We start from the raw sequence: 24,245 nt of genomic DNA on the forward strand, positions 1-24,245 counted from the left end.
TGTTCGGCGTTTCCGTGAAACGATGGACCGTTCCAAAGCATGTCGCGCAAAACTGTGCAGCGGTTTTGCGATAACGACATGCATACAACGAGAATCTAACGCGCGTCGCATTGAGGCCGATCGAACGCGACGCGCTTTAGTCCAAGGCTGCTTCGGCTTGAGTGGGGGTATCGCGTCCCTTTGGTAGTGCCGATGAACGCTCGCGCATTTGCCTGACGGTCTGGAGGACACGATCGGCAAGAGATGCAAGCGCACCCTGTGCCGTGCGCGTCCCGATGACGGATTCCAGTGTAACCGCCTGCGTTGAGAATTTGTGTTTGAACGACTCTGCGCCACAGAGGAAATCGACCATGCTCAAGCCGTGATCGATCGACCACTGCACGTAATCCATCAATAGGATCACACCCGGCGACGCCCGGCCGAAATCCGGATCGAATGTCGTCACGAAGGCCATCATCACGTCGTGCTGGACGAAGTTGATCGACACCGCGACCATCACGCCATTGCATTCGAGGACGAAGATATGCAGCACGCCGGCGCGCGCCAACGCATCGACTAGCGCGGCGAGTACCGGCACGCCCTCTTCGAACAGGTCTGACTCACGCATGCGCTCGGTCAGCCATTTCCGCTTCAAGGCCGCGAGGCGCTCCAGTACCGGTTGCAGCGGCTCGTCGGGGGCAAGCAGGCGAAATCTCACCTCTCCGGTTTCTTCCAGCGCTTTGATGCCGCGCCGATAGTTTTGGCGCGTCTTTTTCGACTGGTCCGCGAACCATGCCGCTCCGCTTTCCCATTGTCCGGCAACGCGATAGCTGACTTCCGTTCGGTGAAAGTGGCGAAGCCTGATGCCGCCGAAAGCTCCCGGCGTGAAAATTTTGCGGGCCGCCGCATCCGGCGAGAGACGACTGATCAAGGCAAGATCGAAGCCACCTGCATCGCAGAGTTGGGTCCATAGCTCCTGCAACGCCGACAACGAGCATTCCGGAGCAACGAGAATATCCCCATAGTCGGTATAGCTGCCGGCCGCCCATTCGAGAAACCGCAGCCCCCTGCGCCTGCCGATCGCCAGCGGAACGACGGCAACGAGTTTCTCGCCCTTCCAGACCAGGCCGATCCGCAACGCACGCTGGTCACGGCGTTGTACGGTACTCCACCATGCCGAAATCCAGGCATGGCTTTGAAAGATCAGCCCGTCGGTACGATGCCAAAGGTCCATCCAAGCGGCTTCGACCGCAGCCAGGCGATCCTCCGACCGGACGATTTCCAGGCGCTCCGCGCCTAGGACGTCCATGGAAACAACAGTGTTCATGAAGGAGAACTGTCCTGTGGCTGCGCGACTACATTGGGCCGCCTGTGAAACAGTCGCATGACATGCCTTCCCATCTTCTTGAGCGGCAGGATGTAGAGCCCAAAGAGCGACTGATAATCGCGCACATCGCGATCGATCAGGCCAAATTTCAGGTCTTCATCCGGTTCCGGGACAAATTGCGTTCCGAACAGACGATCCCAGAACGAAAAAAGCAGGCCGAAATTCTTGTCATAATGACGAGGGTCGATGCTGTGATGCACCTGGTGCCAGTGCGGACACAGGATGATGTTGTTCAACGGGCCGAACGAGATCTTGAGATGCGTATGACGAACAAAGTCCATCATCAGGATGTTACGGATGACGTAGACGTTGATGCCGAAGATAGCGACCTCTACCGGATCGAGTGCGATCAGGCTCCATATACCGAAGCAGATGCCCGGAATGACGCCATCCCACATGCGGTTCATCAGATCGTCCAGCGGATGAACCCGGTCCTTGGTGATCCCCACCATCACTTCGGCCGAATGATGTACCTTGTGCAATTCCCACAGGAACGGGAAACGGTGCTGGGCGACGTGGTAGAGGTAGTATGAGATATCATAGGCGACCAGCATGGTTGCGGTGAAGATGACGATCGTCACTGGTCCCGCCGGGCCGCCGAGAAGCGGCGCGTGGATGTTAAGGAGCCAGCCGATTGCCTCGCGTGTGCCATAGCCCATGGCGACGACGAAGGTGACGCCGGCGGGAATAAGCAGGAAAGGCATCATCGCCCGTTTCGTGATCCAGAACAGGGCGTCGGCTCGCGCCGACGGGTGCAGGATGACTTCCTGGGGGAAGGCGAAGTCGAAAAAATCCCTGAGGGACTTATGTTCGGCAGTTCGCCAGTAGGCGATCACCGCGCTGCCCAGTGCGGTGAGGAGAAGCAGGCCGAGCGTGGTCAGATTGACGTTCGAAAGCTTTTCCACAATCGCTCTGGCAAATTCGGAAAACATCGTTGCAGCGGCTCCTGGTCTAAGAAGGCAGTCTGGGGTTGTAAGCAGGCGATCTGGCGAATAGCAAAGCACAAAATTCCCGCCGAACTTGCTACGCCGCCTGCAACCAGTGGCTGTTGCGGACGCAGCGGGCAAAGCAGGCTGGATGGTGCGAGACTAGCAGATCAACGGTAACGAAACCGCTAAATGTCCAAACGTAATTAATGTCGAATACGGCTGGAACTCGCCCGGCAACTCTACGTTGGCGCCGGTTTTTGCCGTTGTGGCGGGTGAATTGGGGCAAGATGGATATGGATTCCGGCTTCGCCCACTTCACCGTGCCAGGCGAGGCGTTCGGCCTGCTGCCTGGTGCCAAAGCGCAGTGAAACCCAACCGCCTTGCCCCGGCATGTCACCGCCGGCGCCGACGTCGAGCGCAGCGTCAGGAAAGCGGATGGCCAACAGCGCCTCGTCGCCGCGTAATACCGTGACCGTATCTTCGTGCCGGTCGGCATGGAGGCCGGCGGCCAGTTGGAAGACGATCTCGGACTGACGCCCGCCGCCGAGCAGTTGGTCGGTGATGAGGATGCCATCGGCCTGGCGCGCCAAAGTGCGCTGATGCACGACGCCGAAGCGGCTTCTATAGCCATCATGCCGGGCGCTCAGCCTCCAGTGCGGTCCCGGCTCGCTCTCCACCAGCGCTGCGACTGCCTTGTGCGACCAGTTGAAATTTCCAGCGATGGTACTTTGGCTCTTGCCCTCGATGTTCAGCGTGTTGTGCGCCGGTGTGGAGCGGAACCAGTCGCGCCATGCGCCTCCCGAGCCGTAGAGCCAGGTGCCTGGATCGACCAGCACCGGCTCACCGTCGATGCACAGGGTGAGCGACAGCGCGTCGGCATGGCCGTGCGCCGCTATCGAGAGATATCCGAGCGGTCCATGGTCGAACGTCAGTTCGACATTGCGGCCATTCATTGCTCCGCGCCAGACTGAGAGCCCGCCTTGCGGGAATGTCTGCAAGCCGTGCACCACGGGCACCGGACCCGAGGGCGTACCAAAGAAAAGCGAACGAAAGTCGTTGGGCTCCGGCGCGTTGCCCGGCGTCCCCAGTAAGCCTTGGATGGCGGACGCGACGGATCGGATATAGTTCGGCTCGTCCCCCAGCTTCAGCACGTGGCCCTCATCATCGTCGCCGAAGCGGGCGGCTTTCTGTGGCAGCCAGCCGACGAAATTGGCGAAGGCGCCCAGACGCGCTTCGACAGCCGAGGGAAACGGCGTTCCCGCCTGGCGTGCCGCGGCGGCGCACAGCAAGATGAGTTCGGCGCTGAAGGCTGCATAGGTCGGTGTTTGCTCGGCACCTGCGCCATCGGCAAGTATCTGCTTGTGCGTCTCATTCAGGAGGGCGCCGCGGGCGATTTCGGATCCGGCCCCGAGCGCCAGGCCGGCCAGATATTCGCCGGCCAACTCTGCGACGAGATGGTTGTTGGCGGAGGAATATCGCGACGGAAACCGCGGCAGCCAATAGGCGCTTGCCGCGAGTATCTCACCAGCTTTCCGCAGCGTCACTGGGTCAAGCTGGTCGCCGACGAGGTCCAGGGTGACGATCAGGCTGATGGCCCGCAGCGCTACTTCGATACCGGACGCCCAGCCGATGCCTCGGAACGGTGGATTGGCGGAATGCCAACTACCGATTGCCGCCTCGATGGCACTCCGGGATCGATCGTCCTCGCAGAGGAGCAGGTGTGCAGCCAGTGGCGGCAATTGCTGCAGCCGGTTGATCTCCCAGACATATTTTATATCGCCAAGGTCGCCGCCATGGCGAAAATCGATGTCGAAAGTATGAGCCTCGGGGCCAGGCCAAAGCCTGCCGGTCACCGGATCAAGACGCCAAAGCTCGGCAGGAAACAACAGTTCGGGCTCACGCTTTGGCCATGTCCGCCCGAGTGCAGAAAACCGGCCCTGAAGCATCTCTTGCGCGGCCGCCGCTATGGCTTGCCGTTGGGCGTCGGTCGCTGCCAGCACAGCATGGCGAAATCCGGGCAGCACTGGGTGCAACCGCGGCGATGGATAGCGCTCCCACCCATCATCGCGGCGGCGCGACGCGATTCTTCGACGTTGCTCCACCAGCCGGTGCAGCACCTCGGCCGGTCCCATGCTGCGCAATCGGTTGATGTACCAGCCGATTCTCATGCACGCCCCGTCAACGTTTCGGTCCTTGTATACCATGCCGTCGAAAAGCTGCGGGCCGGCAATCTTCTTTCCCGTTCGTTGCGGTTAATATCTCCGGCGACCATACGGAGAGAGCGATGCGAAAAGCGGCGTGTGTTGTTGCCTGGGTGCTCGCCTTGCTTGTGGCGGCCGACGCAGCGCCCATCCCTCTCAAACGCGGCATTGGCGTGCATCAGTGGCTCAACTGGTCGCCGGTGGAAAAAGATGGAACCTACGTTTGGCCGCCCTATCGCAGCGAAAAGGAGTGGCTTGCGGAAAGCAGGCCGCTCGCCGACTGGCCGTCCGGGGAGGTGTTTGCCCACATCCGATCGATGGGCTTCGACTTCGTCCGGCTGAGCGTCGATCCCGGCCCGCTGCTTGCCAGCGAGGGCGTCAAGCGGCAACAGGCGCTGGACATACTTGCCGCCGCCGTCGAGCGGATCACGTCGACCGGCCTCAAGGTGGTTTTCGACCTGCATGGCGTCACTCAGGTTCCCGACTACAGCATGGAGATGATCTATGGCGGCGCCGACAGCGAGGGCGTTGCCCGCTATCGTCAAATGGTTGTGGCGGTCGCCGCCATGCTGGTCAAGATAGGCACCGACAAAGTCGCCCTCGAACCTTACAACGAGCCCGCATACTACCCTTGCGATGCGAGCGGCAGCGATGACTGGCAGCGGATCATGGCAGGGACCGTCCACGACATTCGATCGGTCAGCAGTGAACTTACCATCGTTGCAACCGGCGCCTGCGGCGGCAGCATTGCCGGATTGGTCAACCTCAGCCCCGGCTTTGATGACCCCAACCTCTATTACAGCTTCCATATGTATGAGCCGCACAGCTTCACCCACCAGCGGCCCGATGACACGATCAGCTTTGCTTCGGGACTTCCCTGGCCGGCCGACAGCAGTACACCCGAAGTGGTGTCCGAAACCCTTAAAGCGCGGATGGAAGCTGCCGGCTTGAGCCGGGTGGAGCAGATGATGAACATGGCCACCGCGCGCCAAGCAATCGCGAAGTATTTCGAGCAGAACTGGGGCCAGGGCCAACTGAAGGCGAGCTTTCGCCAGGCTGTCGACTGGGCTGAAGGCCATGGCATTCCCAGCCGGCGGCTCTTCATGGGCGAATTCGGCGCTATCCTCATGTCCGCGGACGGCCGCATGGGCGCCTTTGAGGCCGACCGTTCGCGCTATCTCAAGGCAGTGCGCGGAGAGGCCGAACGCTTTGCGATCCCATGGTCTGTCTGGGAGTTCTCCAATCCCTATGGGATGAGCCTCATCCTGCCCGATGGCCCCCCGGTACCCGACCCGGAGATGCTGCAGGCATTGGGCCTGCCATAGGTGCCGTCACTCCCTCTCACCGGTGAATAGCCGGCGGCAAACCTTGACCGCCGGGCCTGATCGAGGAACGGCCTGTGGCAGCTGTTCTCCCGGTTGGGTTGTGTTGGCACGAAGTGTTTAACACATTTGTTGTACTGGAGTGAGGAATGCGCGCCTAGGGGGTGAACAATGTGTGGAATTGCCGGATGGATCGGTCGAAGGGCTAAAAATCCACAAGAGCGGGCCGCCAGAATGTCAAACGCATTGCGGCATCGCGGTCCCGATGCCGAAGGCACCGAGATATTGGACCTGAATACCGGCGAGCAACAATTGGCATTGGTCCATCGCCGCCTGGCGATCATTGACTTGGCGCCTGAGTCAAATCAGCCGATGCAGATTGAGGACGGCCGTCTCAAAATAATTTTCAACGGAGAGATATATAACTACATCGAGTTGCGCCAGGAACTGATCGGCCTTGGCCATCAATTTCGAACGCGCTCCGATACCGAGGTGCTGCTCCGAGCCTACGATCAATGGCGCTTGTCCATGTTCGACCGGCTGAGCGGCATGTTCGCCTTTGCACTCTGGGATGCTCAGAGGCAGGAATTGATTCTCGCCCGGGATCCCTTCGGGGAAAAGCCGCTTTACCTCATGCAAAGCGAAAAATTGCTGCTGTTTGCCTCGGAAATCAACGCATTGTTGTCGGCGCAGCAAGATGCGCAGCAACTCGATCTGGATGCCGTGGACGAGTATCTGAACTGGCGTTACGTGCCGGGACCACGCACGCTTTTTAAACAGATCCGCAAGCTCAATCCCGGAAGCTATGTTGTCTGGTCGCAAGGGGTAGTCAAGGAAACGCGCTACTATACGCCTCCGGACCAGGCGGCCGTGACCGAGCGGGTCGACGGAAAAACCGCCAAGCGGCGATTTCTGGAACTGCTCGACTATTCCGTCGAGATCAGGATGCGCAGCGATGCACCTTTTGGGGCCTTTCTCTCCGGAGGGCTCGACTCCTCGGCTATCGTCGCGCTGATGGCCAGGCACAGCCCCACGCCCATTCGCACGTTTTCTGTCGGGTTCGACGACGCAGCCTATAGCGAATTTGCATTCGCCCGACGCGTTGCCGATCATTTCAAAACCGATCATTGCGAACTTGTAATCCAGCCAGGCGATCTGATGGATCACCTGCCGGCGATGGTTCGCCAACGCGGGGCACCTGTTTCGCAAAGCAGCGATATTCCAATTTACCTAATGTCGGAGCGAGCCTCGCAAGACGTCAAGATGGTGCTCACCGGCGAAGGAGCCGACGAGATTCTCGGCGGCTATCCCAAGCATCGCGCGGAATCACTGGCCGGGATCTACCAGTCGCTTGTCCCAGCCTCGCTGCACGATAACGTCCTTTCCCCTGTGGTACGCGCGATGCCGGGCGCGTCGGCCAAGGTCGATACGTTTGCCCGCACCGCGGGCGAAAGGGACTTTGCCGCCCGGATGGTCTCCTGGTTTGGAGCCGTTTCCGCGCAGCAGCGCGCGTGCCTGATCGGTGCGTCCGCAAATCGCCGTTATGAGCGCAATGAGTTTCCGTTCTCGTCAAGCGCTGCGGCCTCCCATCTTCGCCGCGTGCTGTTTTTCGATCAGACGTCGTGGCTGCCTGACAATCTCCTGGAACGAGGCGACCACATGATGATGGCCGGTTCAATCGAAGGAAGAATGCCGTTCCTCGATCGCGACCTGGTTTCGTTCGTCAGCAAATTGCCCGATCGCTACAGGCTGGGTTGGTTGCACAGCAAGCAGATCCTGCGCGACAGCATGGCCAATATCCTCCCGGAGGAAATTCTCAGCCGCCGCAAGGTCGGGTTCAAGGTACCGGTCGCCGAGTGGTTTCGCGGATCGATGAGGAACTACGTGCATGACCATCTTTGCTCGCCTCACTCCGTCATTCGCAGCTATCTGAGTCCGAAACAGCTTGATCAAATCGTCTCCGAACACACCACGCGCGCCGCCGACCACGAAAAGCTGATATGGGCGCTGTTGAATTTGGAGATATTCCACCGCGAATTCAGGCTCGAAGCGCCGCCGCGATCATCGGCCTCAGCGCTTGACCGGTTGACGGCTTGACGCGGCCGACCGCCAGACATCGCAGATTGCGCCGACAAACGGGGCGAGCTCAAGCCGTTCCCGATGCACGGCCATGGCACCGGCACCAAGCCTTGCCCTCAGTGCCGGGTTCTGCACGAGGCGGCTCAACGCGTCGGTCAACGCTGTAACATCGCCTGGCGGCACCAGCAGCCCGGATTGCCCGTCGGTGATTATGTCTTCGACCGCGCCAACCGGGGTCGCGACCACCGCCAAACCGGCTGCCATGCCTTCGATCACCGACATCGGCAGATTTTCGGCGAAGGAGGGAAGAACCAGAATATCGGCCGAAGAGATCAGCGATGCGACATCGTCAGGTCCCACCCAACCCGGAAAGGCGATCCGGTCTGCAATCCCCAGCGCGGCTGACTTTGTCCGTGCCGCCTCGACTTCGCCATCTCCGGCAATCGTGGCGCGCCAATTCTTGACAGGGCTCATGCGGTGCAGTGCCTCCAGCAATTGCGGTACGCCCTTGCGGTCGCCGATGCGGCCCAGGAACAGGATATGCACATGGTCGCCGCCGCCGACATGCGCCAGCGACGGGACTTCGGTCGCATTGGGCACGATCACAATATTGCCGGCTGCGCCCGGCGCCCGGCTGGCGACGAGATCGCGCCAAAGCCTGCCCAAAACGATCACCCGATCGGCGTGCTCGAACAGAGCTTTGATACGGCGGCTTATGAAACCGCGGTCGGCTTTCCAGAATGTCTGATACTGCGCCCCGTGCAAATGCAGGACATAGGGTATCGACAGCAGCCGTGCGCAGGCGGCGATCACCATCTTGCGGTAGGTGCTGCCGGAAACTGAGATGTTGATGTGAATGACATCGGCACGCCCAGCCAGACGCGCTTTAAGCATCCGTAAGCAAAAGCCGAGCATATAGAAGATCGAAAGTCCGACATGCCCCGGGCCACGGCTGGCAAGGAAGCACACATCGATGTCGGCGATTTCTTGCCGTTCGAACTCCTGCTTCAGCGCCCCCATGATGCGGTCGATGCCGCCCTGCCCCGAAACGCCCGACGGCGTCGCGACCAGGACATGTATTTTTCGATCGGATATGAGGCGCTGCAACATGATGGTACCCTAAATAACACAGACCGGGTAACTGCAAAGCAAACGTTCCCAACAAGGTTTACGGCAAATCTTTTAGTTCAAACTGAATCTGTTCACCCTTCGCCGTCATCGCGCTGGATTTTCCGCCAGTCGGCGGCTAGTCGAAGGTGAGTTTTCCAGGGACACGCCCTTGCTGCTCCGTTCCACGCTCATTTATGCTCCGGCGATCCTGCTGACGCGAATTTCGGCGCTGCTCCTGCTGGTCGTCGTGACGCGTTTGATCGACCAGACCGAGTATGGCCTGCTCACCCTGGTGGTGACCGTCGGTGAAATGACCGACATTGCCGTCACCAACTGGCTGCGCATCGCCTTGCTCAGGCTTGGCGGCAAGGGCGAGGTCAGCCGCGGCAGCCTGATGCTGGCGGGGCAGGTGTTGCTTGCGACCACGGCCCTGGCGCTGGTCATATCGATAGGCGCGTCGGCGGTGATCGTGCCTGAACGCTGGGTCGAGTTCGCGATCGCGGTCTGCGGCTATCTGGTCGCCGGATCCATCAGCCGCTTCGCCTTGACGGTGCTGCAGATGCAGCAGCGCCATTCGGTCTATTCAATGCTAGAAGCCCTGCGTGCGTTGCTGCAACTCGCGTTACCGATCGGCGCTATCCTTGTCTTTCAGGACAGCTTTCTGACGGTGTCGCTCGGTTCGAGCCTCGGCGCCTTGATTGCCGGCATCGTGGCGGGGATCATGGCATCCCGACGCGTTGTTACCGGTCCGCCGCGTTTCACCCACAGAGACTTCTTTGCGCTCGGTGTGCCGCTGATCATCATGGCGCTGGTTGGGTTTGGGCTCAACAGCGCGGAGCGTCTGTTCCTCAAGTTCTATTACGATGCCAGCGCCGTGGCGATCTTCGCCGCAGCCTATGCGTTAGCCCGCCAACCGATCGATATGGTCGCCAACGCCATCAACATGGGCGCCTTTCCCGAGGTGGTCAGCCGCTTCGACGAGGACGGGCCCGCGGCATCGGGTCGGTTGCTGTCGCAGTTGATGGCCTTGATGATGCGGCTTTGCCTGCCTATTGCAGCGATGCTGGTCGCGCTCAGCGGCGATATCACCGAGCTCATGCTGCCCTCGCAATATCACGGCCGCTTCGGCCTGCTGTTTCCAATCATTGCCTTCAGCGTGCTGTGCGCCAACCTCACCAGCTTCGTCTATGGCGTGGTGGTGCACGCGCACAAGCGGCCGTGGCTGCTGATCATCGCCAACCTCTTCGGCTCGGTGGCAACAATCGCATTGTCCCTGCTGTTGATCCCCCCGATGGCCGAGATCGGTGCGGCTTTGGCGCTTGCGGGCGGCTCGGTAGTGGGCTCCATAACCTGCATTGTCATCAGCGAGCGGCTCACGCCGGTGCCGGTGCCGTGGCGCGACATCGGTGTCTCGGTAGTCATCTCGCTCAGCACGGGGGTGGCCGCCAAGCTTGCCAGCATGGTGGCCGGCGACGTGCCGGCGATCTTCTCGCTTGTCGCCGGCGGCACCGCCGGCGCTGCGGTCTTCTTCGGGTTGACCTCGTTGTTCCATCCTGTAGCAGCGACGCAATTCGTCGCCCAGTTGCGGGCGCGGCTGCGGATCGCGTAAGGCGAAGTTCAGGGCCGACGCCTGTTTTGTGAGGGAACGCGAATCTATAAACCGGCGTTTCGGCGCCAGCGACGCTCCCACAACTCCCGACAGAGCAGCCCGGCATAGGCAGTGTTGGTATCGTAGTAGCGGCGCCACAAGCGTCGCGGCTCCTGGATGACGCGGAACAGCCACTCCAGGCCGGCCGCTTGTATCAGCCTCGGCGCACGGGCAACCTTGCCGCCATAGACGTCGAAACTGCCGCCCACGCCCATCACGAAGCTTGGGGCGAGTTCATCGCGGTAGCGTTTGAGAAAGCGTTCCTTGCGCGGTGTCGGCATGGCCACCAACAGGCAGTCGGCATCAGAGGCGTTGATCGCCGCGACGATCCCGGCCTCGTCCTCCGGCTTGAAATAGCCGTTGCGCGTCCCCGCTATGCTGAGGCTCGGATGGTCATTGGCAAGTCTCGCTACGACCGCATCGAGAACGTGCTGTTCGGCCCCCAGCAGATACGGCCTGAATCCACGCATCGCGCAGAGGCTCAGCAGATTGATCATGATGTCGACGCCCGCCACGCGCTCGGGCAGCGCGACGCCGCACAAACGCGCACCCCAAAGCACGCCAATGCCATCGACATTGACGACGTCCGCCCCGGCCACGTCGTCGCGCAGTTCGGCATTCTGGCGCATGGTCACCAGCTTGGCGACATTCACGACCACATGGTGCAGCGGCCGCCGCAGGGTCATCGCCTCTTCGGCGATGGCCAGCGTCTCTGCCATGGTCAGCGCATGGATAGGTGCGCCAAGGAACTCCCGGCGCCGTGACGCCAACAGGGAATGCTGCGCCCATGCCGGGGCGTGCGCGTTCATGCGGCCTGCTCCCTTGCAAGCGGCACTTGTGCGATCTCTGGTTTCTTGCCGTCGATGCGGGCGTCCGGCTTGCGCGCCTTGCGCCACGTCCACAGGCCCCTCGTATCGACGAGCTTCTTGTCCTTGAGCGCTTCGGGGTCGACCAGATTGAATTGCCGATGGTCGACCAGGAGGACGACGATATCGGATTTGTCGATGGCCGAAAGTGCATCGGTGAACACGATGCCCCTGCCCTCGAGCTCGTGCGGCAGCGCATTTGTGTTGGGTTCAGCCGCAATGATCTTCACATTGGGGATATCGGACAGAAGCTTCACCACTTCGACGGCCGGGCTCTCGCGCAAATCGTCGATGTTGGCTTTGAAGCTGAGGCCAAGGCAGGCGATCGTCTGCTTGCGGGAGGGATCGAGCAAGGCCTCGATATCCCTGACCACCGACATGGGCCGCTCGGAATTGATCCGGCGTGCCGAAGCCATCAGCCGCGTGCTGTTGGGTGCGGCATCGATGATAAAATATGGATCGACCGCAATGCAGTGACCGCCAACGCCCGGGCTCGGCTGGAGGATGTTCACGCGAGGGTGCCGATTGGCGAGATCGATCACTTCCCATACATTGAGCGACAGATCCTGACACACTGCGGCAAGCTCGTTGGCAAAGGCGATGTTGACGTCGCGGAATGCGTTCTCCGTCAGTTTCACCAGCTCAGCACTTTCGGCCGTTGTCATGAACAGGTCGCCGGTGACGAAGGTCGAATAGAGTGCCGCGGTCCGTTCCGACGATTTGCGGGACAATCCACCGATCGAGCGATCATTGTTGATCAGCTCGGTCAGCACCTTTCCCGGCAGCACGCGCTCGGGCGAATAGGCGACCAGCACATCGGCGTCTTCGCCATGCTGGACAGGAAATTTGAGATCGGGCCGCAATTCGGCAAGCAGCCCGGTCATGATCCGCGTGGTTCCGACCGGCGATGTCGACTCCAATACCACAAGGTCTCCCCGCTTCAGCACTGGGGCGATGCTTCGTGCCGCCGCGAGCACGTAGGTTACGTCCGGCTTATGGTCGTGGGTCATCGGGGTCGGCACGGCGATGATATAGGCGTCCGCCGGCTGCGGCGTGCTGTAGGCCATGAGCTTGCCGTTCGCCACGACCTTCTGGATCAGACCGTCAAGGTCCGGCTCGACGATGTGGATTTCGCCGCGGTTGACCTTCTCGACCACCGCTCCGTTGACATCGACGCCAATGACGTTGAGCCCGCGGCTGGCGAAAATGGCGCAGGTCGGCAGGCCGATATAGCCCATGCCGATTACGGAAACGGTTTTGATTTCAGCCATGATGCAGCAGTTCCTCAACAATCCGGTTACTGGCCCGGCCATCGCCATATGGGTTGTGTCGTTCCGCCATGCCGCGATAGGCAGCCTGATCGTCGAGCAGGCGATTGGCGTTGAACAGGATTTTCTCGACATCGGTGCCGACAAGACGGGCGGTGCCGGCCACGATCCCCTCGGGTCGCTCGGTATTTTCGCGCATTACCAGCACCGGCTTGCCGAGTGAAGGCGCTTCTTCCTGCACGCCACCGCTATCGGTAAGCACCAGATAGCTCTGCTTCTGCAGGTACAGGAACGGCAGATAGTCCTGCGGCTCGACCAGGTGGATGTTCGGCACGCCTTCCAGGTCTGCGTTGACCACTGAGCGCACATTGGGGTTTGGATGGACAGGGTAGACGATCTGCACGTCTCCGCGCGCCGCCAATCCCTTCAACGCCGTACAGATGCGCTGGATGCCGCCGTCGAAATTCTCGCGGCGATGGCCGGTGACGAGGATCATCTTCTTGGAAGGGTCGAGGAAAGGGAAGCGGGCAGCGAGCTTCGCGTTCATCAACCTGTCGGCATCGATCGCGCTTGAAAAATGCAACAGTGTGTCGATCACCGTGTTACCGGTTACGAAGATGGTGCTTTCGGCTTTTCCTTCGGCGATGAGGTTGTCGCGCGCCTGAACGGTCGGCGCAAAATGCCAGGTGGCGATGTCGCCGGCAATCTTGCGGTTCAGTTCTTCAGGAAACGGCGAGTTGATGTTGTGGCTGCGCAATCCTGCTTCGACATGAGCGACCGGGATACGCTTGTAGAAGGCAGCCAGAGCCGCAGCCATCGCCGTGGTGGTGTCGCCCTGCACCATGACGATATCGGGCTTGGCCTTGTCCAGCACCTCGGCCATGCCCAGCAGCACGCGCGAGGTCACGTCGAACAGCGACTGGCCGGGTTGCATGATGTTGAGATCGTGATGCACAGGCAGGCCGGTCAGCTCGACAACCTGGTCGACCATTTCGCGATGCTGGGCGGTTATGCATATTTCGGTGATGAAGCCTGGATGAGCAAGGGCGGCACGCGCCACTGGAAAGCATTTGAGTGCCTCCGGCCTCGTGCCGAACACGATCAGCAGTTTCTGCCTCGATGGCAGTTTTGGACGTGAAAGGACGTTCATCGCTGATCCTGGTCGCCTGCAGCCTTCGGGACATGCCGACTATTGCCCGCACGAGTTATAATAGCGTCGAGAAGCGCCTTCGTGATCTCAATTCTTAATATATGATTAACAACCAAGGCCGCGTTCTCCCGGGTTAACTCTTGTGAAAGGTTGGGCTGACAAGTAGTCTATGGCAGTAGTCTTGAAAAAGAATATATTGGATTGACTAATATTTTAATCATCGGCCACGCCGGCGCATCCCGGCGCTGGGAAAATGAGCTTCTGGCGCGGTTGAGTGCGGCTGGACATGCGGTTTCGAGTAGCCGCGCGCCGACGCCTGAACCCAATGCGCGCTCGATGGATAATGTGCTGGCGCTCGAGGGCCGGCGCTTCGGCCCCTCACTGGCAAGCCGTTCCCGGCCGTTGCCATCCGGCGACACCGGCCCAGTCGATCTTATAGTCGATCTCACCGCTAGCGCCGCACGACGGGGCACGCCTGTCCTGACGCTCGAATTTTGCGGCCACAGCAGCTTTGCCGCGGGTATGACCGAGATGCTGGCGAGCGGGCGGTTGCCCGAACTCACCGCGCGCCTCGACGGCGTTGCCGTCGCCAGGGCACGGCCGATGATCAGCGATCGGCTATGGCTCTCCCGGACCAGCAACGACCTGCTCGCCGGCGCCATCTCCGTGATTGCCCAATGTGTCGCCGGCTTTTCAGCGGGCAAACTTGCGCCGATTATTGAGAGGCCGGCGCCGCCCCTGCAGAAGGGCGGATTTATCAGGCACTATCTGCCCTTTTTCGGCAGGGGAATGGTCGACCGCGCGGTGCAAAAACTGCGACGTGGTCGGCGCCCCTTCTATTGGCAGGTTGCTTACCGGCTGATCGACGGTCCAGGCGTCGCCGAGACCGGACGACTCGACGGTAAGCCGTTCACCGTGCTTGCCGATGACGGGCAGCGCTTCTACGCCGATCCGTTCGTTCTCGAGCGCGACGGCCGCCATTTTCTGTTTGTCGAGGAATTTCCCTATGCCACGGGCCGCGGCGTGATTTCGGTGGCCGAACTCGGCACCGACGGCACTTTCGGCGTGCCGAAGGTGGTGCTGGAGGAAGCGCATCACCTGTCATATCCGCAGGTGTTCGCTCACTCCGGCGAGATTTTCATGATCCCGGAAAGCGCTGCGGCGCGCGAACTGGTGCTCTACCGTGCCGTGCAGTTTCCGGATCGCTGGGTACGCGATACGGTGCTGATGACGAACAGGGATTTCAACGACGCCACGCTGCTCGAATCCGACGGCCGCTTCTGGCTGTTGGGGACAGAGCGGTTCGGTCACGGTAGCGCGTCTGACACGATGGCGGTCTATTCCGCCCCGGCATTGCGTGGGCCGTGGGCTGCGCACGCGCTCAATCCCGTCGCGGTCGACCACTCCGCCACTCGGCCAGGCGGCGCCTTTATCCGCCAGGAGGGCTCGCTGCTGCTGCCGGTGCAAAACGGCTCAAGAGCCTATGGTGGCGGCCTGGGGTTAATGCGACTGGATCGGCTTGATGATTTCGATATCCGTTTCGAACTACCCCGCCCAATCGATCCGGGGCCGGCATGGGCCCGCGCGGGCATTCACACGCTCAACCGCGCCGGCAGTGTTGAGGTCGTGGATAGCGCCGGCTGACCGGATCTGAGGTCGGGCTTAACGAGATCCAGCCGGGTTGGGTGGGACGCAGCGGCCGAAGGAATGCTTTCGATCTGGCCCCGATAGGGCTGCTTTCTGAAGGCAAGCAGCAACACCACCATAATCGCAATCTCCGGCGACTTTGAAGAGAGCGCGTTGTTCGACAGCGCGGCAAGCAAGAAAGTCATGGTGCCTATCCAGGCAGGCAGCGGCGCCCCGCGCAGCAGCCGAAAAATGAACCAGAATATCAACACTGTAAAGAGCACTGCTATGGGCAGGCCGAAGAGCATGATGATGACCACCGGCGCGCTCTCGATGAAGGGGAGATGCAGCTTCTCGTTGACGATCTTCAGGAGTTCGTCGCCGTTCATGCCGAACAGGATGTCTTTCCAGCTGACAAGTCCGAACACCTGGTAGATCGTCACCCGGGCCATAAAGTTTTGGTCGAAGATGGTGTTGCTGAACCGGTTCAGCAGACCGCCCGCAAACAGCATCGCTACGAGCACCGCGCCACCCGTCACGGTGAACATCAGCACGACAAATTTGGCCTGCCGCTCATACTTGAGCGACAGGCCCGGCCAAGGCACGAACAGCAGTAGAATGAGGATTTCTCCGGCAGCGAGCAGCAGTGCGGCGCGAGCGCCCGATGCAGCACAACCGACGACCAATACGAAGATCGCCACCACCCGCACCCATATGCGCCAGCGCGTCAGCGGTACGAATCCGATGACTGTGGCGCAGAGCGCGCCCAGTGACAGCGGGTGGGCTGCCAGGCCGATCGGCCTGAACTGCAGTTCGTTGATACCGTACGGCAGAAATCGATGTTGAGTCACGGCCTCGATCGTGCCGATCACGGCGCTGAGGATAGCCATGCCAAGCACGACGTCGCCCAGCGCCCGCCGCGACTCCGCATTTAATGCTAGCATCAACAGGCCTGCGGCGCCGGCCACCAGATAGGTATCGATGATGAACCCGGAGGAGCCCGCGCGGCCGGTAGCGAACAGATAAGGCACCAGCGCGAACATCAGCACCGAATAGCGGACCAACGCCTTGAATATTCCAATTTCGTCGCCCTGCAGCAGAAACGGTCGGCTGAAAAGAACGACAGCAAGCAGCAGGAAGATCGCATAGGTGCCGAAATGCAGCTTCTCGTAGAACGAGCCTCCCTGGGCCGTATAGTCGACGACCATGTTCATCACCTGCGGCGACACCGTAAAGCGAAGCAGGAACGCGAACGCCGCGCACAGGAAAAACAGCAGCGACAGCGCGTTCTGACGGCGCGCCTGGGTGGACAACAATCGTTCCGATGCGGCAGCGGGATAGCTCATGGTCCATCCAGGTGAAGATGTTCAAACGGCATTCCGGCCAACGAGATCCATTCAAGGACCGCCGAAGGGAGGCGGCCTGTGTGTGCCGGCGAAATATGCGCCGGGCCATGCGTTTGCCACAACCGTTAAATTCGATGCCCGTACGTTTGCACGGTCTCCTTATTTGTTCCCCGTGACAGCGTAAGGAAGCGATGTGTTTCTGATCGTTCTTCTGCCGTTCAGAGCGAGAAGAATCGGCTTCTCGATCATCTGGTGGATCACCAGACTGGCTATGCAGGCCGTCACGATGCTGACCACGGAGACCAGCAACACCGTCGCCGGATGTTCGTAGCCGATGGTGCGCCTGGCCAAATAGGCCACGGCGCCGATCACGAAGATATGCGACAGGTAAAGCGCGTAGGAGGCGTCGCCGAGCTCTTCGAGCAGGCTCCAGTGCTTCAGTTTCGGTTCCAGTATGAGGCCAAGATGAAGCAGGCTGGCTGCCCACATTACCTGCCCTACGAAGCTGATCTGGCTCATCAGCGGCGTGCCGTCATCGACGAATGCAAGCACCACACCTGCAGCGGCCATGAGGCCGAGTAGCCAGGCATGGCGTGTGCCGGAAACAAGGCCGCCATCCAGATAGCGCCGGCCTATCCACATGCCGATGACGAACGCCACCGGAGAAGCGTTCAGATAGAACTGGATAACAGGGTTGGTGGGAGCCATCAGCAGCCCGGCCAGCCACATCGCAATGAAAAAGACCGTCAGCACAATTACGCGCGCGGTCACTGACAGGAACGCGAGCGCCGCAAATGCGATATAGAAATAGACCTCATAATTGAGCGTCCAGCCGAGTGCCAGAATTGGGCTGACGCCATCTCGTTCGGGCGCTTCGTGGACAACGAAGAAGAGCGACTGGAGATAGTGGGGCCACGTAAAGACAGTCGTCTGGAAGAGACTTGGTGCAAGAGCGGCCAGAAGTGCGGCGACGCTTGTGAAAAGCCAGTAGAGGGGGACAATCCGGATCGCCCGGCGTTTCAGGAAGGTTGGAGCAGAGAAAACACCATTTCCTGTAATATAGACCATTATGAACCCGCTAACGACGAAAAACAGAACAACGCCAAGGCGCCCCGCGGTCACGATAATCGGATTGTCGATGCCGATCTGGTAAGAAAAAGCGTGCGCGAACAGAACCAGCAAGGCAGCGCAGGCGCGAAGATACTGGATCGAATAGAATTTGTTCACGTTCCCCTCCTGCAATTGCAGGCGACTGATGCCATCCTGCAGGTCGCGGTCAGTGCTTCAGTTGTCATCCAAAAGGCGTTGCGATGCTTTCAATACAAGCGCGCCGTTAAGTGCGCGTTACCGATTTCATGAAAATCACGCACCCGGTTCGGGCGCCAATCCGGCGATGGCAAGGATTCGCACCAGATTCTGGGCAACGGATCCGTTCAACGTCCACCGGACGAACGGGTATGAACGGCAAAATGGGCCAACTTGGAAAATAAGATGTTAACGATGTTTCTGTAGAGCAGGCCAAGCGTAATGATTTAACAAGGGTTGTCACCATGTCTGCCGGTTCCGGCACCCCCCCTATCTCCGCAGCGGCTTCCAACAACAGTGCATTCGAGCGTATTGCCAATGCACGGCGCAGGGCATTGCTGCAACAGCATGGCCCAGTCGCGGCGCTAAGCTCCGCACCGGTGACGCCGCAAACTCCGGAGCCTGTCGCCACGGTGACCCTGGACAAGATCGGCGATTTCCTCGAGCTCGATTTTCGACGCCTGTTCGTCTGGCTGCGGGCCGGCCTCGCCCTGGCGCTCATGCTGGCGGTAATCGGCGGCATTGTCGGCGGCGCCTATGCATTGCTGAGCAAGCAGCGTTACACCGTCACGACGGAGGTCCTCATCAACCCTTCCAATTTGCAGGTTGTGGAAAACGACCTCTACTCGCAACCGGGCCAGGTCGATAGCCAGCTGCTCAGCACGCGCAGCAAGCAGCGCATCCTGACCTCGGGCAACGTGCTTTCCCGTGTGGTGGACGAACTGAATCTGACTCACGATCCAGAATTCTTCGATCCGGACCGGAGCACATCCTCGTCTGGCGCTGTGGCGAAGCCCGACCCGAGGCTCATCGCCTTGAAGAATCTGGCGGACCGGGTAGACGCCATCGCGGACCCGACATCGTTCGTCACAACCCTCTCGGTATCTGCGGAAACCACCGCCAAGGCGATCCTGATCTCGCAGGCCCTAGTCAAAAACTTCCAGGAAGAACTGGCCAAGGCCGAAGCTGCCGGCGCCAGCCGTGCCGCGGCAGCCCTTGACAGCCGGCTTGGCCAACTCAAGAGCGACGTGCAGGCTGCCGAAGAGAAGGTCGAGAGCTATAGGCGTAGCCACAATCTGTCCTCCAGCAATGGCCAGCTTGTCAGTTCGCAGACAATGACGCAGCTCAATGGCGAAATCGTCGATGCGCAATCGCGCGTCATCGCCGCGCAGGCAAGCTACGACGCCCTGGTTGCCTCCGGCATCAATGGGGCCAATCCCGACCCCACGGTTTCGGAAGCGCTCGCAGCGCTGCGCGACAGGTCAAACAGCCTGCGGCAGCAGATCGACTCACAGTCGATGACCTTCGGCCCGCGTCACCCGACGATTGTCAGACTCAGGACGGAACTCGAGACCGTCAACTCGCAACTCCGGGCCGAGTTCTCCCGCACCGTCGGCACGGCAAAGGCCAGCCTGGACAAGGCCAGGGCCTCGTTGGCTTCTCTCAACGCCAGGATGAACGATCTGAAGAGCAATGTTTTCACCGACAGCGAGTCCGAAGTCGCCCTGCGTGAACTTGAACGCGATGCCGCCTCGAAGAGAGCCGTCTATGAGAGTTTCCTGTCACGTGCACGCCAAATCAGCGAGCGCGAGCAGATCGACACGACAAACGTACAGGTGATTTCGACCGCGGTGCCCCCGCCCGCGCGCTCATGGCCCCCGCGCACTGCCCTGGTAGCAGGCGCAGGAGCGTTCGCAGGCTTTGCCCTGGGCATGCTGCTGGCCATCGGCATGGGCATCATCCGCGACATGCGTCGGCCGCCGAACCGATCAGGCCTTGCCGCCAGCCGAGCCTGAAGCAAGGCATGGTGAAGCGCATCGTTTTCCACATCGCCAGCCTGAGGGGCGGCGGCGCCGAACGTGTCTTCGTCCTGATGGCAAATGAACTGGCGTCGCGTGGCCACGAGGTCACGCTTTTTACCTGGAACGCGGAAGGCCCTAACGCCGCGCTGCGTTCCGCTGCCGTGCATCTGGTCGACTTCGGCCTTCTCTTGCGCGGCGAGGGTTACGCCAAGTCGGCGACGCTGAAAGGCATCGTGCGAAGCGCAAATTTGTTCCGCCGCCTTGATCCTGATGCGGTCTATAGTGCCCCGGAATTCGCCAATCTGGTGATGGCGCTGTCACTCATGTTGGCCAGAAGCCGGGCAAAATTCTTTCCAAGTTTCCACGCGGCCGCCTCGCTGCCTGCCAGCGGCCTCGGCGCGAGACTGGCGATCGGGCTTTCCGCGCTGGTTGCAGCGCGTGCAACCAAAGCCATCGCCGTTTCGGCGGGTGTCGGCCGTGACATCATCGCCCGCGGCTTCCCCAAATCCAAGGTCGTCGTCATCAACAACCCGCTGCCGCCGGCTGAAGCACCGCAGGGGACTTCCTATGCCTGGCAGGCAGCGTTGGCGGCGATGGGCGATGGCCCCGTCATCGCCACCGCCGGACGCCTGGTGCCGGTCAAGGACCACCGGACTTTGCTGCGGGCCTTCGCTGCCCTGCGCGCCGGCCGCCCTGCCCGGCTTGTCATCTTCGGCGAAGGTCCGCTGGCTGCCGAATTGCACGCCTATGCCGAAGAGACCGGCATCGGCGCGCACGTGCTCTTTGCCGGCTACGTCAACGACCCCGCAGCTTGCTATGCCGCAGCCGATCTGTTCGTTCTGTCATCGACCAGCGAAGGCTTTGGCAACGTGTTGGTCGAGGCCATGGCTGCAGGTGTCCCCGTAATCTCCACCGATGCCCCGCATGGCCCGCGAGAAATACTCGGTGACGGCCGCTTCGGCGCCTTGGTGCCGGTCGGTGACGCCGCAGCCCTTGCGAAGGCGATGGCCGAAATGCTGGATCACCCCATCCCTGCTGCCGTGCTGAGAAACAGGGCGCTGGATTTCACAGTCGACAAGATCGGCGATCGCTACGAAGCGTTGCTCTAGTTGTCGCGCACGGCCAGCAGATCGCGGTTGGATGCGATCGACGCGGGCGGGTCTTGATTGCCGTAATCTCTTCACAAGCTGGAGCGCAGCGGCTCATGGTCGGGCGTTTCCTCGTTCCTTGAGTTGTTGGGCGAGGAAGTCCTTGACCGAATCGAGAACCGCGTCCCGTTCATGAGATACGCCTGGCAGCAAATCGAAGCGCACGCGCGCACCCGCCTCCTCGAACGATCGACACAAGGCCATGAGGCGTTCCGGCCGTGTTCGCCCGGCATCGTTGGCGCCTGGCATCCAATGGGTGCTGCCTTGCACATGAGTGATTTCCCAAGTCTCCAGGTCAGCGTCGCCGACGATCATCTGGAAAGGCACTTTTGCCAGCGCTGCGGCATCGAAGGTGATGCCGAACTTCTCCGGCAGATCGCGAATGCCCACCCACCAGTCATGCGTCGGATCGAGTAAGGTCACCGAGCCTGGCGCGCCGATTGAGGCCGCCCAGAGCCTGTCGGGATGCAGGATAGCAAAACGATGCGTGAAATGCCCGCCGCCGGAAAATCCGAACATGGCAAAGCGGCTCCAATCCTGACTGTATTTGGCGCTGACCTCCTCAATCATGGCGAGCAGCACCTGATCGTAGCGTATGTTGCCCTCGAGCATATATTTGTACCCACTGCGGGCATCGTCCCCGAGAACGCCGATCGGAAACAGCGGACACAACACGGCGCAGCCGTTCCAGCGTCCGAACTCGGAAAACGCGTCGCGGAATCCAAGAAAAGAGGTGCGGCCGGTGCCATGGACGGCGACCATCAGGTCGACTTTGGCCCCTTCTCCAACCGCGGGAGGCACATACAGGCAATAGTGAAAGCGCGGGTCTGATTTGGAAGCAAAGATGGCGGTCGCGCCAAGGTCATAGGTAGCGCGACCGCGATCCGCGACAGGCCCCTTGGCAACGCTTGTCAAACCGATAACTCCTTAATAGGCCCGGCATTCCGACAACAATATACCGGTCGGCCGACTTCGTGAACTGGAGGCGCCTCCAGGCAGCCGCGAGGAGGACCTCGTCTTGCACCGGAAGCAGGTCGCCGGCGGGACGATCGGAGGCAAAAAGAATGCCTCCGCCAACGCCTCGGGCAGCCGCCATTAACTTTTCGTTAACCATGCCGGGCTAGCCTTAACCAATCAGTAAGGACTCGCCTCTGTGACCTGCGTCGCTCCCATCCAAAACAAGTCCATACGCTTTCGAGCGCGCTCGTTTGTAGCCTTCACCCTCACCCCTGAGGCCCCGCTAGGGGAATGGCTGCAAAGCCTCGATCACTGGACCGAAAACTCTCCCGGCTTCTTTGCCGGCCGCCCGGTTGTGCTCGATCTGACCATGTTCAAGCCCGAGGTGGGCGAGATGCGGGATCTTGTCTCACAACTCGCGGAGCGCGGGATTCGCATTTACGCGATCGAGGCCGATGGCAACGTTGCTCTTGATGCCGATCTGCCGCCGCTCCTCGTTGGCACCAAGGAGGCCACCGCTGATGCGCTTTACGCGCAGCCGAACCCGAAGGCCGCCGCTGAGGCCAAGACGGAAGAGCCGCAGGCGCCGAACTCATTGATGATCAAGGCACCGATCCGCTCCGGCCAGTCGATCTTTCACCCCGATGGCGACGTGGTCATTGTCGGCTCCGTCAGTTCCGGATCCGAGATCATCGCCGGAGGATCGATCCACGTCTACGGCACGTTGCGTGGACGTGCGTTCGCCGGCGCCACGGGAAATTCCGCAGCTCGCATCTTTTGCCGGAAAAATGAAGCCGAACTTCTGGCGGTAGACGGCTGGTACCGCACCGCCGAGGAGATGGACGCCTCCTCGCGAGGAAGGCCGGTACAGGCCTTTCTCGAGGACGGCGCACTTTGCGTCGCACCGCTCAACTAACAACATTGGAGGCACAAATATGGGCAAGGTAGTGGTTGTCACATCCGGCAAAGGGGGTGTCGGCAAGACGACCTCGACGGCCGCTCTCGGCGCCGCGGTCGCGAAAACCGGCAAGCGGGTGGCCCTCGTCGACTTCGATGTCGGGCTGCGCAACCTCGATCTGATCATGGGCGCCGAGCGGCGCGTTGTTTTCGATATCGTCAACGTCATTCAGGGAACCGCCAAGCTCTCGCAGGCGCTGATCCGTGACAAGCGGCTCGAAACGCTGTTCCTGCTGCCGGCCTCGCAAACGCGCGATAAGGATGCTCTCACCGAGGAAGGAGTCGCCGATGTCATCGACAAGCTGCGATCGGTTTTCGACTACGTCTTCTGCGACAGCCCGGCCGGCATAGAGCGGGGCGCGCAACTTGCCATGCGCTTTGCCGACGAGGCGGTAATCGTTACCAACCCGGAAGTGAGCTCGGTCCGCGATTCCGATCGCATCATCGGCCTGCTCGACTCCAGGACGATGAAAGCCGAGCAAGGTGAATCGATTGCCAAACACGTCCTCGTCACGCGCTACGACGCTGCCCGCGCTGCCCGCGGCGAGATGCTCAGCATTGATGACGTTCTCGAGATCCTGTCCACGCCTCTGCTGGGAATAATTCCCGAGAGCCAGGACGTGCTGCGCGCATCCAATGTGGGCGCGCCGGTTACGCTCAGCGAAAACACCAACCCCGCCGCACGCGCCTATATCGACGCGGCAAGAAGACTCGAGGGCGAGGACCTGCCGGTCATTCTGCCTTTCGAACGGAGGGGCCTCCTCGACCGGCTGTTGGGAAGGAGGGCAGCATGAACCTGCTCGATATCTTCAAGCGCCGCGGCAGCGCGCCCGTGGCGCGCGAGCGCTTGCAACTGCTGTTGGCTTACGAGCGTCGAAGCCGCAACCAGCCCGATCTCGTCTCCGTGTTGCGCGAGGAGATCATGGCGGTGATCGCCCGGCATGTTCAGGTCGACCAGGATTTCCTGCAGGTAAGCATGGATCACGGCGAAACGACGTCGAGATTGGAGATCGACATCCAGATCCCCAACAAAGTCGCAATGCCCATGGCCGCGGCGTTCTAACGAAACCCTCCAGTCAGGGCTTGCGTCGGCTGCTGCCGAAATTGCGGCGCCGTGGTTGGTGTGCTTGAGCCGGTCGCCACCGGCAAGTTCTCGCAAGTCGAG

At 60.8% G+C, this 24,245-nt stretch carries 19 protein-coding genes; 9 read left to right on the forward strand and 10 right to left on the reverse strand.

Annotated elements, in window-relative coordinates; translation table 11 throughout:
- Positions 1–136: 136 nt before the first annotated feature.
- The 3 genes from NKJ72_RS02560 to NKJ72_RS02570 form a co-directional block, all read right to left on the reverse strand.
- The gene (locus tag NKJ72_RS02560; protein WP_352475689.1) at positions 137–970 is read right to left on the reverse strand and encodes a GNAT family N-acetyltransferase; all 834 of its coding nucleotides are present in this window, start codon (positions 968–970) and stop codon (positions 137–139) included.
- A 332-nt stretch (positions 971–1,302) separates the two neighbouring features.
- Positions 1,303–2,298, reverse strand: coding sequence for a sterol desaturase family protein (locus NKJ72_RS02565; protein WP_352475690.1), 996 nt, complete (start codon positions 2,296–2,298; stop codon positions 1,303–1,305).
- 236 nt (positions 2,299–2,534) lie between these two features.
- Positions 2,535–4,463, reverse strand: coding sequence for a heparinase II/III family protein (locus tag NKJ72_RS02570; RefSeq protein ID WP_352475691.1), 1,929 nt, complete (start codon positions 4,461–4,463; stop codon positions 2,535–2,537).
- Between the two features lie 116 nt (positions 4,464–4,579).
- Here NKJ72_RS02570 and NKJ72_RS02575 point away from each other — a divergent pair, with 116 nt between their 5' ends.
- On the forward strand, positions 4,580–5,821 hold the full coding sequence (locus NKJ72_RS02575; protein WP_352475692.1) for a glycoside hydrolase family 5 protein: 1,242 nt from the start codon (positions 4,580–4,582) through the stop codon (positions 5,819–5,821).
- A gap of 168 nt (positions 5,822–5,989) precedes the next feature.
- On the forward strand, positions 5,990–7,915 hold the full coding sequence (gene asnB, locus NKJ72_RS02580) for an asparagine synthase (glutamine-hydrolyzing) (RefSeq protein ID WP_352475693.1): 1,926 nt from the start codon (positions 5,990–5,992) through the stop codon (positions 7,913–7,915).
- Here asnB and NKJ72_RS02585 read toward each other — a convergent pair.
- Complete coding sequence (locus NKJ72_RS02585) at positions 7,889–9,007, reverse strand: glycosyltransferase family 4 protein (protein WP_352475694.1); 1,119 nt, start codon at positions 9,005–9,007, stop codon at positions 7,889–7,891. The two genes, asnB and NKJ72_RS02585, sit on opposite strands and share 27 nt — an antisense overlap.
- 169 nt (positions 9,008–9,176) lie before the next feature.
- On the opposite strand from NKJ72_RS02585, the gene NKJ72_RS02590 reads away from it, so the two are divergent.
- Entirely contained in the window at positions 9,177–10,616 is a 1,440-nt protein-coding gene (locus NKJ72_RS02590; protein WP_352475695.1) for a lipopolysaccharide biosynthesis protein, read from the forward strand.
- A 44-nt stretch (positions 10,617–10,660) separates the two neighbouring features.
- Here NKJ72_RS02590 and NKJ72_RS02595 read toward each other — a convergent pair whose 3' ends face one another.
- From NKJ72_RS02595 to wecB, 3 genes are read right to left on the reverse strand one after another with little or no spacing between them, the layout of a single operon-like run.
- Positions 10,661–11,464, reverse strand: a complete 804-nt coding sequence (locus NKJ72_RS02595; protein WP_352475696.1) for a WecB/TagA/CpsF family glycosyltransferase — start codon at positions 11,462–11,464, stop codon at positions 10,661–10,663.
- Positions 11,461–12,792, reverse strand: coding sequence for a UDP-N-acetyl-D-mannosamine dehydrogenase (gene wecC, locus NKJ72_RS02600; protein WP_352475697.1), 1,332 nt, complete (start codon positions 12,790–12,792; stop codon positions 11,461–11,463). Before wecC ends, NKJ72_RS02595 begins: the two co-directional genes overlap by 4 nt.
- A complete protein-coding gene (gene wecB / locus NKJ72_RS02605; RefSeq protein ID WP_352475698.1) occupies positions 12,785–13,939 on the reverse strand; it encodes a non-hydrolyzing UDP-N-acetylglucosamine 2-epimerase in 1,155 nt (384 codons plus the stop codon). The genes wecC and wecB overlap by 8 nt, the downstream gene beginning before the upstream one ends.
- Positions 13,940–14,140: 201 nt before the next feature.
- On the opposite strand from wecB, the gene NKJ72_RS02610 reads away from it, so the two are divergent.
- Positions 14,141–15,583 carry a glucosamine inositolphosphorylceramide transferase family protein gene (locus NKJ72_RS02610; protein ID WP_352475699.1) on the forward strand — a complete coding sequence of 481 codons (1,443 nt, stop codon included), beginning with the start codon at positions 14,141–14,143 and terminating at the stop codon, positions 15,581–15,583.
- On the opposite strand, the gene NKJ72_RS02615 is transcribed toward NKJ72_RS02610, so the two are convergent.
- Together NKJ72_RS02615 and NKJ72_RS02620 are read right to left on the reverse strand one after the other, a co-directional pair.
- Positions 15,532–16,911 carry a VpsF family polysaccharide biosynthesis protein gene (locus NKJ72_RS02615; RefSeq protein WP_352475700.1) on the reverse strand — a complete coding sequence of 460 codons (1,380 nt, stop codon included), beginning with the start codon at positions 16,909–16,911 and terminating at the stop codon, positions 15,532–15,534. The two genes, NKJ72_RS02610 and NKJ72_RS02615, sit on opposite strands and share 52 nt — an antisense overlap.
- A gap of 159 nt (positions 16,912–17,070) precedes the next feature.
- Complete coding sequence (locus NKJ72_RS02620) at positions 17,071–18,138, reverse strand: acyltransferase family protein (protein WP_352475701.1); 1,068 nt, start codon at positions 18,136–18,138, stop codon at positions 17,071–17,073.
- A gap of 491 nt (positions 18,139–18,629) precedes the next feature.
- On the opposite strand from NKJ72_RS02620, the gene NKJ72_RS02625 reads away from it, so the two are divergent.
- Positions 18,630–20,012, forward strand: coding sequence for a GumC family protein (locus NKJ72_RS02625; protein ID WP_352475702.1), 1,383 nt, complete (start codon positions 18,630–18,632; stop codon positions 20,010–20,012).
- An 8-nt stretch (positions 20,013–20,020) separates the two neighbouring features.
- Positions 20,021–21,127: a glycosyltransferase gene (locus NKJ72_RS02630; RefSeq protein WP_352475703.1), complete on the forward strand. Its 1,107-nt coding sequence runs from the start codon at positions 20,021–20,023 to the stop codon at positions 21,125–21,127.
- Between the two features lie 93 nt (positions 21,128–21,220).
- Here the strand turns inward: NKJ72_RS02630 and NKJ72_RS02635 are convergent, their stop codons facing one another.
- Complete coding sequence (locus tag NKJ72_RS02635) at positions 21,221–22,081, reverse strand: alpha/beta hydrolase (protein ID WP_352475704.1); 861 nt, start codon at positions 22,079–22,081, stop codon at positions 21,221–21,223.
- 238 nt (positions 22,082–22,319) lie between these two features.
- Here NKJ72_RS02635 and minC point away from each other — a divergent pair, with 238 nt between their 5' ends.
- From minC to minE, 3 genes are read left to right on the forward strand one after another with little or no spacing between them, the layout of a single operon-like run.
- A complete protein-coding gene (gene minC, locus NKJ72_RS02640; protein WP_352475705.1) occupies positions 22,320–23,039 on the forward strand; it encodes a septum site-determining protein MinC in 720 nt (239 codons plus the stop codon).
- 19 nt (positions 23,040–23,058) lie between these two features.
- The gene (gene minD, locus NKJ72_RS02645) at positions 23,059–23,874 is read left to right on the forward strand and encodes a septum site-determining protein MinD (RefSeq protein ID WP_254819515.1); all 816 of its coding nucleotides are present in this window, start codon (positions 23,059–23,061) and stop codon (positions 23,872–23,874) included.
- Positions 23,871–24,143, forward strand: a complete 273-nt coding sequence (gene minE / locus NKJ72_RS02650; RefSeq protein WP_023677151.1) for a cell division topological specificity factor MinE — start codon at positions 23,871–23,873, stop codon at positions 24,141–24,143. The genes minD and minE overlap by 4 nt, the downstream gene beginning before the upstream one ends.
- Positions 24,144–24,245: the final 102 nt, after the last annotated feature.

The organism is Mesorhizobium sp. M0045, assembly GCF_040323385.1.
Taxonomy (GTDB): domain Bacteria; phylum Pseudomonadota; class Alphaproteobacteria; order Rhizobiales; family Rhizobiaceae; genus Mesorhizobium.

What these genes read in the sequence shown, in the direction of transcription:
- NKJ72_RS02565 (WP_352475690.1), bottom strand. Translation starts at nt 2,298, where the DNA reads ATGTTTTCCGAATTTGCCAGAGCGATTGTGGAAAAGCTTTCGAACGTC.
- NKJ72_RS02575 (WP_352475692.1), top strand. Translation starts at nt 4,580, where the DNA reads ATGCGAAAAGCGGCGTGTGTTGTTGCCTGGGTGCTCGCCTTGCTTGTG.
- wecB (WP_352475698.1), bottom strand. Translation starts at nt 13,939, where the DNA reads ATGAACGTCCTTTCACGTCCAAAACTGCCATCGAGGCAGAAACTGCTG.
- minE (WP_023677151.1), top strand. Translation starts at nt 23,871, where the DNA reads ATGAACCTGCTCGATATCTTCAAGCGCCGCGGCAGCGCGCCCGTGGCG.
- minD (WP_254819515.1), top strand. Translation starts at nt 23,059, where the DNA reads ATGGGCAAGGTAGTGGTTGTCACATCCGGCAAAGGGGGTGTCGGCAAG.
- NKJ72_RS02630 (WP_352475703.1), top strand. Translation starts at nt 20,021, where the DNA reads ATGGTGAAGCGCATCGTTTTCCACATCGCCAGCCTGAGGGGCGGCGGC.
- asnB (WP_352475693.1), top strand. Translation starts at nt 5,990, where the DNA reads ATGTGTGGAATTGCCGGATGGATCGGTCGAAGGGCTAAAAATCCACAA.
- wecC (WP_352475697.1), bottom strand. Translation starts at nt 12,792, where the DNA reads ATGGCTGAAATCAAAACCGTTTCCGTAATCGGCATGGGCTATATCGGC.
- NKJ72_RS02585 (WP_352475694.1), bottom strand. Translation starts at nt 9,007, where the DNA reads ATGTTGCAGCGCCTCATATCCGATCGAAAAATACATGTCCTGGTCGCG.
- NKJ72_RS02595 (WP_352475696.1), bottom strand. Translation starts at nt 11,464, where the DNA reads ATGAACGCGCACGCCCCGGCATGGGCGCAGCATTCCCTGTTGGCGTCA.
- NKJ72_RS02570 (WP_352475691.1), bottom strand. Translation starts at nt 4,463, where the DNA reads ATGAGAATCGGCTGGTACATCAACCGATTGCGCAGCATGGGACCGGCC.
- NKJ72_RS02615 (WP_352475700.1), bottom strand. Translation starts at nt 16,911, where the DNA reads ATGAGCTATCCCGCTGCCGCATCGGAACGATTGTTGTCCACCCAGGCG.